Genomic DNA, 11,271 nt, shown 5'->3' with positions numbered 1-11,271 from the left:
TCTTGAATCAGTAGGCCAGGCCCAGACGCAGGTGCAAGCGGTTGGCGTCGGCGCGGGTGGTGGCGCCAGCACGCAGTACATGGCCGTAATCGAGTTGCAGGTTCACATAGGTCGACAGCACAAAGCGCGCGCCTATACCGGCACTGGCAATCGAGGTGCTAACGATCTCGCCTGGCTGGGCCTTGTTGCGGTGCACGTAGGCGCTGTCGTAGAAGCCCAGCAGGCGGCAGTTCCAGCCTGCGCGCGAGCACAGGTTGGGCGTGTACGCCTCCAGGTTGAGGCTGGCGCCGGTATCGTTGGCGATTTCGCGCTCGATGAAACCACGCACCGACGTCGCACCGCCGATCCCGAACTGCTCGCCCGGGATCAGCGCGTCGCTGGTGTACTGGCCGTTGACAATGGCACGCAGCTGCCACTGGTTCTCCAGCGCGCGGGTGATACTGCCGCCAAAACGCAGCAGGGTGTAGTCAGGCTTGGAATTGACGCGCGCCAGGTTGAAGGAAGCCGGGCCGCCATTCGACCCACCGGAAATATTGCGCAGCAAAGTGATCTGGCCGCCGACCTCACCCAGCGCGATGGGCGCATTGGCCTGGTAGCTGATGCTGAGCGGGTGTACCGTCACATTGTTGCCCAGCTCAGTCCCCTGGTACTGCACGCTGTTCTTGAAGGCTTTCACGTCCACGCCATAGGACAGGCGCGACTCGATCTCGCCGCGCTTGACCAGCGCCTGGTTGTAGCGTGCGCCATACACGGCGCCCTTGCCGCTGACCGCCAGGTTCAATGCGCCTGCGCTAACGGTGCCGGAATCGACGTTGGAATAGCTGGCAAAGAAATCCAGCGAGTCGCCCAGTCCGTACAGCGGAATATGGTAGCCCGCGCCATATACCTTGACGCGGCCCGGCTCTTCGGCCGAGGTGGTGTACTGCAGCGACGCCAGATGGTCGCGGCCAAACAGATTGGCGTTTTGCAGGATCACGCCCAGGTGGGTCTTGCCGGTGGCTTCGGTGCCGGTGTTGTCGGCATTGGCCATCACCTTCCACGGCGATTCGTCTTTGACGTCCAGCACGGCATCGACTTCATCGTCCTTCTCGCCACTTTGCAGCTTCATCGTCACCTGCTTGGACGGGCTCTCGTTACCCTGCTTCAGGTTGGCCGATATGGTCTTCAGATTTGGCGACTGCCCCTCCTGGAGCGCCGGCAGGCTGCGGCGGATATTGGCTTCGTCAAAGTACTGGTTATTCTTGACCGAGACCCGGCCTATTTTGGTTTCCACCACACGCAGCACCACCACGCCGCCATTCAGTTCCTGCTCCGGCAATTCGATGGTGACCACATTGAAGCCGCGCTCATGGTAGACCGCCTCCAGTGCCTCCAGCGCGCGCTGCACGTCGCCGAAGTCGCGCTGCTTGCCGCTGTACTTGCTCAGCAGGGCATCGATTTCGGCAGGTGGCAACAAGGTATTGCCTTTGACTTCAAAATGGGAAATCTCAAACCGGATGGCGCTGTCGTCTGCCGTATCGGCCGCCCATGCCGAGGCAACGGCGGCAGCAAGTAAGGACCCTGCAAGCAGGCGCGTTAGGCTATATCTCATGTTGTGGACTCGTGGTGTTATCTGGCAGTTGAAACTGTCAATTTTGTCTTTTTGATATTTTGCAATAACAATCTTTCCTCGATGCTAGCATAGCCGTCCCACGCTGCGCGGCGATTTTCCCCGAGCCGCCACAAGTGTTGGATTCCCGCCTAGATTTAGTTGCAATACATTTTCTTGGTTTGCTCTTTCATCGACGCCACACTGGTCTTGGCGTTCGCGTCGCCTTTCTTATCGCCAGGTACTTTGTCGTCCGGGGCGCTGGTGCCACCGCTGGAGCCGCTGGAACTGGCAACCTTGGTATCCGGTACCGATGGCGTACTGCTCGTGGTACCGCCGCTGACAATGGAACTGTTGATGATGTTCACCGTCGAATTGATCGCCTGCGTTACCGGCTGGCTATTCTGGTTTTGCGCATCCGCAGTGGCTTTGGCGGCCGCATCCGCAGCAGCCTTGGCGGCGGCATCGGCGGCCGCTTTGGCAGCAGCGTCGGCGGCCGCCTTGGCGGCGGTTTCAGCAGCTGCTTTGGCGGCGGCATCGGCGGCGGCTTTCGCGGCCGCATCGGATGCTGCTGCGGCCGCAGCAGCGTCGGCGGCAGCCTTGGCCGCTGCATCTGCTGCTGCTTTGGCGGCGGCGTCCGCAGCGGCCTTGCTGGCGGCATCCGCGGCAGCTTTGGCAGCGGCATCGGCAGCCGCCTTGGCCGCCGCGTCCGACGCTGCCTTGGCGGCCGCATCGGCGGCGGCTTTGGCGGCGGCGGCGTCTGCAGCTGCCTTGGCGGCAGCCGCTGCTGCTGCCTGCGCCGAGCCATCATTAATCGCCGGCACCGTACCACTGCCAAACGTACTGCCCGTGGTGCTGACCGAGCCATTTGGCGCCGACAGCGTCACGGGCGAGCCGCCGCTGCTAATCATGGTGCCGCTACTGGCAGAGATGCTGCCATTGGTGGCCACCGCAGAAATACTGCCGCCGGACGGCACCGACAAGGTCCCGCCCAGCACGATGTTGGTGCCGGCCGTCAGGCCGATGCTGTGGGTGGAGCTCAGCGCGGAGCCGCTCCCCAAGGTGATGTCGGTGCTGGCGGCCAGCGTGATATCGGTGCCGCTGATGCTGTTGTTGATGGTCACCGGGCTGTGCGCGGTAATCGATACCTGCCCGGTGCCAGCGCCGCTGTTGTAGGCGGTGATGGCGCCTGCCGTATGAATCCCGCCATGGTTGTCGATGATGATGTTGCCGTGCGTGGTCAATGGCCCCAGCGCCAGCTCGCCGCTGGTCACGATATTGGTGAGCGCGATATTGCCCTGGCCGTACACCGTGGCGGAAAACGCGCCCACATGGTTGCTGGTATTGGTCAGCGTAATGCCGCCGTTGGCGCTTGCATTCAACATATCCGCCACCAGCTGGGTGCCGCTGTTCTGCGTGACCACACCGCCCTCGCCCGCATTCAGCGTCAGCGAGTGCGCGCGGATATTGCCCACCGCGATGTTGCTGCCACTGTTGACGTTGACCGTGCCATCGCTGCTGATCAGGCCGCCGGTCTGCGTCAGGCTGTTCACATCCAGCCGGCTATTGCTGCCCACGGCATTCAGCGCGCCGCTACTCAGCACCAGGTTGCTGGCGCTCAGCCGTCCCTGCAGTTCAAGCGCGCCGCCGCTTTGCGTCAGCGCGCCATAGAAATTGGAAGTATCGCTGCCGCTGCCGGTCAGCGTCAGCTTGCCGCCCGTCAGTGTCAGCGCCGTGCCATTGGACGACAGCGTGACCAGCGTGGTATTGCCAGCCGACGCATCGTAGGTGACCAGGCCAGCGCTATTGCCCAGCGAGGCCGCCAGCACATTGGCGCCATCCGGTGCAATGCCGTCAGCCCAGTTGCCGGAGGCGCTCCACAGGCCGGCGCCGGTCGCGGTCCAGGTGGCCAGTGCGCGGGCCGTGATGTCGCCGCTGACGCCGGAAATCACATAGTTGCCGCCATCGTATCCACCCAGGCTCAGCGCCGAGCCGCCCACCGTGACCGTCTTGGCCAGGCCCACATTCTTGTCAGCATAGGTGGCGGTAGCACCGCTGCTCATGAGCGACACATCGTCGTTCGCTAGCACACCACTCAATGTCGCACCGCCGAAGGTGCCGGTGGCCGTGTTGTTGTATTCGCGGCTGGCCAGCGATACCGCCAGCATGGCCGGGGTAATGTCCGCGGTCAGACCGGCTGGATAATTCACCACGGTATAGTTGCCGGCATCGCTGCCAGCCAGCGTCACGCCATTGACGGTCACACTCTTGGCAACGCCGACGTTTTTATCGGCAAACGTCGCATTGGTACCGGCGATGCTGACCTGGTCGTTGCCAAACACGCCGGCAAGCGTACCGCCCGTCACGGCGGCCTTGCGGCCATAGCTGTCGGACACCGCATCGTAATCGACGTTGTAGACGCGGCTGTTGGCAGTCATGCCGTTAATCGTCAGCATGGCAGGCGTGATTTCGCCGGTCAGGCCGCTAGGCGCCACCAGCACGTAATTGCCCGCATCGGCGCCGGACAAGGTATAGCCATTGGTGTTGACCGTGACCAGCTTGCCGCTGCCGACATTCTTGTTATCAAACGTCGCCGTGCCCGTGCCGCTGATGGATACCACGTCGTTGCCGAGAGCGCTCACGCCAGGCGTGCCATTCAGCGTCGCGTCCACCTGGCCGTTGTAACTGCGGGTCTGGGCGCTGAGGCCATCCACGCTCAGGCTGGCGGGCGTCACGGTGCCGGTGCCGCTAACGCCCGTGAGGGTGTAATTGCCGTGGGAGTTGCCGGTCAGCACGGCATCGATCAGGCTGACCGGCTTGTTGGTGCCGACATTCTTGTCGCTGAAATGCACGCCGCCGGTCAGCCCCACCGTATCCGAGCCGACCAGATTACTCACTACCGAGTTCAGCGTGCCACTGAAGAAACCGGTGCCGCCATCATAGACTTTTTCAGCCGTGAACACCGCCGTCACCGGACGCGGCGTGATCTCCAGCTGGGCAGTTGTACCGCTATAGCTGATGTCGTATTTGGTGGAATAAAAGCCGCCGACCTCGTAAGTACCGGCGTTGGACGCACCGTCAAAACCCAGTGCGCCAGCAATGCCGGTCGGGACCGGGTCCGCCGTGCCGGCGAAGGCCGCCGATTGTCCATCGTAGACTTTGCTCACGCTGCTGCCACCCGTCACATTCACCGTGTAGGGCGTGAGGAAGGTTTTCAACAGCGGCACCGTATGGCCTTCATAGATACGCCATGTATTGCTGAAGTCCATGCCGCTGAAACTGCCTTGCTGCTTCATCTGCGCCGTCGTCAGGCCCACGCCACCAGCTGCGTCCGAAGGCGTGCCCGCAGTCACCTGGTTAAAGTAGCCGTGAGTCAGCGTGCCGCCCTCATACGAACCGACCAGGCCGTTATAGCCATAGAAGCCGGACGAACTCACTGTACCGCTGCTGAACACATTGCTGATGCTGCCTGCGAACAGGTCGCCCGCCAGGCCGCCGATATTGCCATGGCTGACCGTGTTGTCAGCGGTATTGCCGCTGACATTGCCCGAAGCATAGGCGTTATTGATGCTGCTGTTGTTGGTGTTACGTCCCACCAGGCCGCCGACATTGCGGCCGCCATTCACATTGCCGGTTGCGTAGGACAAGGTCAGCGCGCCGCCGTTGTTATCGCCGATGAGGCCGCCGACAATTTCGCCCGAGCTGTACACCGTGCCGGTTGCAAACGACTGCGTCACACTGCCAACAAAGTTGCCTTCCTTGGCATTGCTGCCGATCAGGCCGCCCGTGTAGCCAAAGCCGGTACTGCTCACATTGGCGCTGGACGACGAAGTACTGACCTGGCCGACGTTACGGCCGATCAGGCCGCCGATATTGGAGGCGTTGGCGCCAGCCTGGCCCGTCACCGTACCGCTGCTGCTGGCATTGCTCAGCAGGCCGCCATTGGTGCCAAGCAGCCCGCCCACATTGCTGATGCCGGTCACCGTGCCACTGACCGCGAGGTTGTCCATGAAGCCGATACCGTCGGTAACAAAGCCCACCAGACCGCCGACATTGCTACTGCCAGTGACATTCACATTGCTTAGCGTGAGATTTTTAATCGTGCCGCTCGCCAGCGCCGAGAACATCCCTACCGCATCCTCGCCGGGCCGGTTAATTTTCAGATTCGAGATGGCATGGTTGGCGCCATCAAATACCCCCGTGAACACGCCCGCACTGGCGATCGGCTTGAAGTTGGCGGACCAGCCTGCCGTGGCGCTTGCATCGATATCGTTGGCCAGCACGTAGGAGCGCGAGTTGTTCAACGTTGCCGCGCCCTGCAAGCCATAGACATCGGCCAGCTGGTACGGTGATTGCAGCGTGCCCAGGCCGCCAAGCACGCGCACAAAGCTGCCGCCCGTCAGCTTGAAATCCGCCGCGCTAAAGCCGGGCAAGGTGACACTGTTCTGTATCCACTGGCCGCCCAGCATTTCAAATCGCCCGCCCACCGACACCGCATCGGCAGAAATGGTGCCGACTGTACTCAGCGACAGACCACCGGTCGTGGTCATCGCAGACTGCATGTCGATATTGCGCTGCGCCGTCAGCGCCAGGCTGCTGCCTATCGTCATTGGCGCGCTGACGACAATATCGCCCGTGCCCGTGTGGACTGAATTGATCGACACATTGAGGCTGGTGGCCGTTGCGCTGTTCAGGTCAGCATTGGTCAGCGCCAGCGTATCAGTCGGGTTGCCCGTTGCGCCCAGGTCAACCTGGTTGCCGGTGCTCAGGCTGATGCTCGGCGCGTTCAGCGTACCGCCAGCCAAGGTCATCTTGCCGGCAAAGATGTTGATACCGGAACTGGAGCTCACCGTACCCGCATTCGTTACGCGGTGATCGCCCTGCGGCACCGTCTGCAAACTCAGCACGCCAGGCACGGACAGCACCGCGCCGCTATTGATGGTCAGCCCGTTGGCCTGTCCCTGCAGCAGCACGCCGCCACCGCCCAGCGAGCTGGACAGGTTGAGGCTGCCGTCAACAGTCAGCATGCCGGTAGCAGCCGTGTTGGTCAGCGACGGGCCGATCGACAGCAGGCCGTTGACCGGCACGCTGATGTTCTGCAGTTCGCTCTCGCTCAGGCCCAGCGTGCCGCTGCTATCGGCCGAGCTGCCGCCGATCAGCACATTGGTCGCATCCTGGTACGGCGTCAGGCTCACCTGGTGCTGGGTGACGCCTTGAATGACGCCATTCAGGTTCATCTTGTCCGCTACCAGCGCGATATTGCCGGCGGTGGTGGATACGGTGTTGCCGCTGTCGATGGTCAGCGTGCCGCCGGCCTTGCTGGACTGGAGCTGAAGGTTGCCCCCGGCGCTGACATTGCCGCTCACCGTGACGTCGCCGTTAAAGGCAGTCGCCGTCAGCGAGCCAAATGCTGAACTGGCGCCCAGATGCACATTCACCGCAGTCAAGGTGACATTGCTGCCTTGCGAAGTGAGCGTGGCGGTGCCGCCGATGGTATTGGCGTTGTTATCCAGCAGGATGGCGCCGGCCGCGATGGCATCGATGCTGCTGACGGCCAGCGCGCTGATCGGGCTGGTGTCCTGCACGATGGCGCCAACCGAACTCATATGCAGCGCGCCACTCAGCGCGGTGACGGGAGCGTTGAGACGGATATCGCTGTCTGCCTGTAGCGTCAGGCCATGGTTGGAAGTCCACAGCAACGGGCTGACCACCTTGATCTGGCCGATGCCGGTACCGCTGGCATTGCTGGTGCTGACGGTGACATCATTGGTCAGCAGCGCGGTCGTCAGCACACCGGTCTGCAGCAGCGAACCGGCGACAGCCGAGCTTTCAACAAACAGGCCCGTGCCGCTCAGCGTGCTGCTGCCGCTCAGGCCAGCCGTCATCGCGGTACTCAGGTCGGCCGCAATATAGACATCGCTCGGGTCCAGCAGCAGCGAACCATTGGCGCCTCGGGACGCACGGGTGTCCACCGTGCCCTGCATGTCCAGATAATGGCCCGAGGTTTCCACCATGCCGCCATTGCCGCCCTGCGTACCGCCGCGCGCGGAAATCGCGCCATACATCTGCGTGGTCTTGTCGCCCCAGACGACAACCTTGCCGCCCTTGCCCTGCACGGTCGCATCGGCGCGCAGCACGGCGTCCTTGCCCACGTATGACTGCTGCGCATTCATCACGGCCGCATTCTTGCCTTGATAATCGCCGCCCACCAGCACCGTGCCGCCGCCAGCTGCGCCGCTGGCATCCACCACCGCATTGCCCGTCACGCCTACCTTCTCGCCCAGCAGCTGGATGTCGCCACCCGTGTTCAGGTTGCTGCCCACGGCCGTGGTCGTGCTGCCCGTTTCCACCAGCGTGGTACCGCTGGCCTTGAGCACGATCTTGCCGTTCTCACCGCGCACTGCGCTGTTGGCGTTGATGACGCCGTGCTGACTGACCAGCGCGCCATACACGCCCACACGCCCGCCCTGCGCCACGATGCTGCCCAGGTTCAGCGCCTGGTCGGACGATGACGACACCACCACCTGCACATTGGGATCGCTGGAATCAAATAGCTGTACGCTATGGCCCGCCGCCAGCACCACCTCGCCGTTCTGCGTGGAGATGATGCCGCTGTTTTCGACAGCAGGTGCGATCAGGAAGATCTGCCCGCCGGATGGCGTGGTAATCGTACCCTGGTTGCTGACCTTGCCCGCATTGGCGGCGCCGTTGAAGTTGTTTTTACCAGCCAGGAAATCGGCATTCGAGAGATTCAGGCTGGAGGCCACCAGCCCTGCCACATCCACCCGCGAACCCGCGCCAAACACCACGCCGTTGGGATTAATCAGGAACACCTTGCCGTTCGATTGCAGCGAACCGAGGATCACGCTGGGGTCTTGCCCGGTGATGCGGTTAAGCACCTTGCTGTCCGTATTCTGCTGCACAAAGCGCGCGACCTCATCGGCGCCGATCGAAAAACCCTGCCAGTTGATGATGGCATTTGGCGTGTTGGTGATCGTGTAAGTCTTGCCTTGCTGATTGAAGCTGGCCTGCCCGGCGATGACGGTAGGATTCACCGGCGCGGCATACGCGCTGCCATAGCAGGCAGCCACCAGCACAGCAATGGCCTTGCGGCGCAGCTTGTGGGAAGGGACACTAGCTTTCATGACGACATCCTCTAGCAGGGGCGGATTTCGGTTCCGCCCGTGTCCGAATAGTCGCCACAAGCGGCTGTGAGTTCTGATTTGTAAGGTGCGGGCACAGGGGCGGGGTGCCGAGGGGCTGAATTTAGCCAGTAGGAAACTTATGTTTTTTAAAGTCTAATCCCGTTTGCCGAGTTCGCCACCCTTTTTTGTGCGCTGCGGCTGGATTTTGTTGGAAAACTGTGGCTGCATTAGTGCCCCAACATCATTGACGATTTTCTATTATTTGGTCTCGAAGGTGGTCACGCCGTCCCAGTCCGCGCCGGGCGGATGGGCGCGGTAATAGGCGATCCGCTCCACGTACAAATGGTACAGGCCGCGGTCTGGCGACAGCGCCTGCAGTTCCGCGATGATGGCGCTGGCGTCATCCCAGCGCTGGGCGCGCACGGCGGCCAGTGCTTCATGCCAGCGCGCGACTTCGCGCCGGGTGGCTTCGTCTGTATCCTTGTCCAGCGCAATCGGTTCAAAGATGGCCACCGGTTCGTTTTTGCCTTTGACACGCACCAGATCCAGCTCGCGATAGGTGAATTCCGTCGCGGCCGCGCGCGTGGCCTCGCCCACCGTGATGCCGACGCCATACACTTTGGTGATGCCCTCCAGGCGTGAGCCCAGGTTCACTGCATCGCCCATCACCGTATAGGCGCGGCGGATGTTGGAGCCCATGTCGCCCACGTGCATCAGACCGGAGTTGAGGCCGATGCCGATTTTCAGCTCCGGCCAGCCGCGCGCGATGAAGTCCTGGTTGAGGCGCTTGGCACTGGCCTGCATCAGCAGCGAGGTGGCGACGCCACGGCTGGCGTGGTCGCTGAACGCCACCGGCGCCCCCCAGAACGCCATCACCGCGTCACCGATGTATTTGTCCAGCGTGCCCTGGTGGGCGCTGCGGATGTCTTCCGACATCGCCGTCAGGTACAGGTTGATGTATTCGCGCAGCTGCTTGGGCGTCAGCCCTTCGGAGATGGTGGTGAAGCCGCGCACATCGACAAACATCACGGTCAGCTCGCGGCTCTCGCCATCCATATTGTATTTTTCAGGATCTTCCGCCATCTCGGCCACCAGCTCGGGCGCCACGTACTCGCCAAAGCGCGACACCAGCGCCGCCCCTTTGCGCACCTCGAAGAAGTAGCCCCAGGCGACGTTCATCACGAACACGCTGACAATCACAATCACCAGCATGGCCAGATCGAAGATCAGGTCCATCTCGCGGTACAGATAATAGTTGGCCGCCAGGGCAGCGGCCAGCACCAGCACGCCGGACAGGATCGCGCGCAGCGGCGACAGCGCCGCCAGGCCAAAGCTCAGGGCCAGGCCCACCAGCAGCACCGAGGCGGCTTCCGCGATGAACGAGTAATACGGCCGCTGCTTGAAGCGGTTGTCCAGCATGGAGCGGATCAGGTTGGCGTGGATTTCCACGCCGGGATATTCGGGATTGACCGGCGTCGCCCGCAAGTCGACCAGCCCCGGCGCCGTGGTACCGATCAGCACCACCGTGCCTTTCAGCAGCTCGACCGGCGCGCGGCCCGTCAGCACATCGGCCGCCGACACATAGCGGAACGAGCCGCCGCGCGGACCGCCAACGCCGCGGTACTGCACCACGGTGCTCATGCCGTCGCCGACCGGTATCAGGCGCTGCACGCCGCCGGGCATGATGATGGTCAGGTAGTCGTAGCCGCCGCTTTCGCGCTGCAGGTCCGACATCTTGTCAACGTTCTGGTCCAGCAGTGGCTTGACCGCCAGCGCATTCAGATACAGCGACGCCGTGGCCAGCGACAGCGACGGGTAGTAGCTGTCGCCCACCTGCTGGATCAGGTAGGCCGTGCGGACAATACCATCCGGGTCGGTCACCACCGAGAAGCTGCCGGCGCCGGCCGCCGCCTGCGTCAGCACCGGCACGTTGGCCTCGAAGCCGGGGGCGTTATAGGCGGTCAGTTCGCGGCCGTTGAGGTCCGCCTCGGTGAACAATGGCTTGGGCAGCGCACCCTTGATCTGGTCGGGCGACAGGTTGAAGCCGAGGATGACGGGTTTCTCTTTGAGCGCGGAGGCAAACACGCCGTCGTAGTCCATCATCGGCTTCAGTTCTTCCAGGCGCTGGCGCAGCACCGGCACGTCCTTGAGCTCAGTCCTGGACAGTTTTTCCAGCACGCTGTAGCCGGACGAGGTGTCCGGCTCGGGGAAGGAAATATCGTAGCCGACCGCCTTGGCCTGGTAGTGGTTGACCAGCTGCGAGATCAGCGTGCCCTGTACATTGCGGCTCCACGGGAAGCGGCCGAATTCGGTGAGCGACTTGCCGTCGATATCGACAATCACGATGCGCTTGTCCAGCACCGGCTTTTCCAGTTTCATGCGCTCGCCGGACCACAGATTGTCCAGCCGCGCCACGGTGTCGTTGCTGTACCAGCCCAGCGCGTAAAACACCCCCGCCATGGTAATGAGGATGCCCAGCAGCCAGCGCGGGCCGTACTTGGCCAGTGTCTTGGAAAATTTGACGGGAAGCAGGCGCAC

Annotated in this window: 3 protein-coding genes; all 3 read right to left on the bottom strand. The window is 62.7% G+C overall.

From position 1 onward, the window contains the following. Positions 1 to 7: 7 nt before the first annotated feature. Entirely contained in the window at positions 8 to 1,591 is a 1,584-nt protein-coding gene (locus GTP58_RS01250) for a ShlB/FhaC/HecB family hemolysin secretion/activation protein (protein WP_161075965.1), read from the bottom strand. Between the two features lie 155 nt (positions 1,592 to 1,746). Continuing rightward, positions 1,747 to 8,733: a YDG domain-containing protein gene (locus GTP58_RS01245; protein ID WP_161075964.1), complete on the bottom strand. Its 6,987-nt coding sequence runs from the start codon at positions 8,731 to 8,733 to the stop codon at positions 1,747 to 1,749. A 258-nt stretch (positions 8,734 to 8,991) separates the two neighbouring features. Then, positions 8,992 to 11,271, bottom strand: coding sequence for an adenylate/guanylate cyclase domain-containing protein (locus tag GTP58_RS01240; RefSeq protein WP_161075963.1), 2,280 nt, complete (start codon positions 11,269 to 11,271; stop codon positions 8,992 to 8,994).

Origin of the sequence: Duganella sp. CY15W (assembly GCF_009857555.1) — a bacterium.
GTDB lineage: Bacteria > Pseudomonadota > Gammaproteobacteria > Burkholderiales > Burkholderiaceae_D > Rugamonas > Rugamonas sacchari.
Note: the sequence above shows the minus strand (reverse complement) of the source record. Positions and strands in the feature narration are given on the sequence as shown.

What these genes read in the sequence shown, in the direction of transcription:
- GTP58_RS01250 (WP_161075965.1), bottom strand. Translation starts at nt 1,591, where the DNA reads ATGAGATATAGCCTAACGCGCCTGCTTGCAGGGTCCTTACTTGCTGCC.
- GTP58_RS01245 (WP_161075964.1), bottom strand. Translation starts at nt 8,733, where the DNA reads ATGAAAGCTAGTGTCCCTTCCCACAAGCTGCGCCGCAAGGCCATTGCT.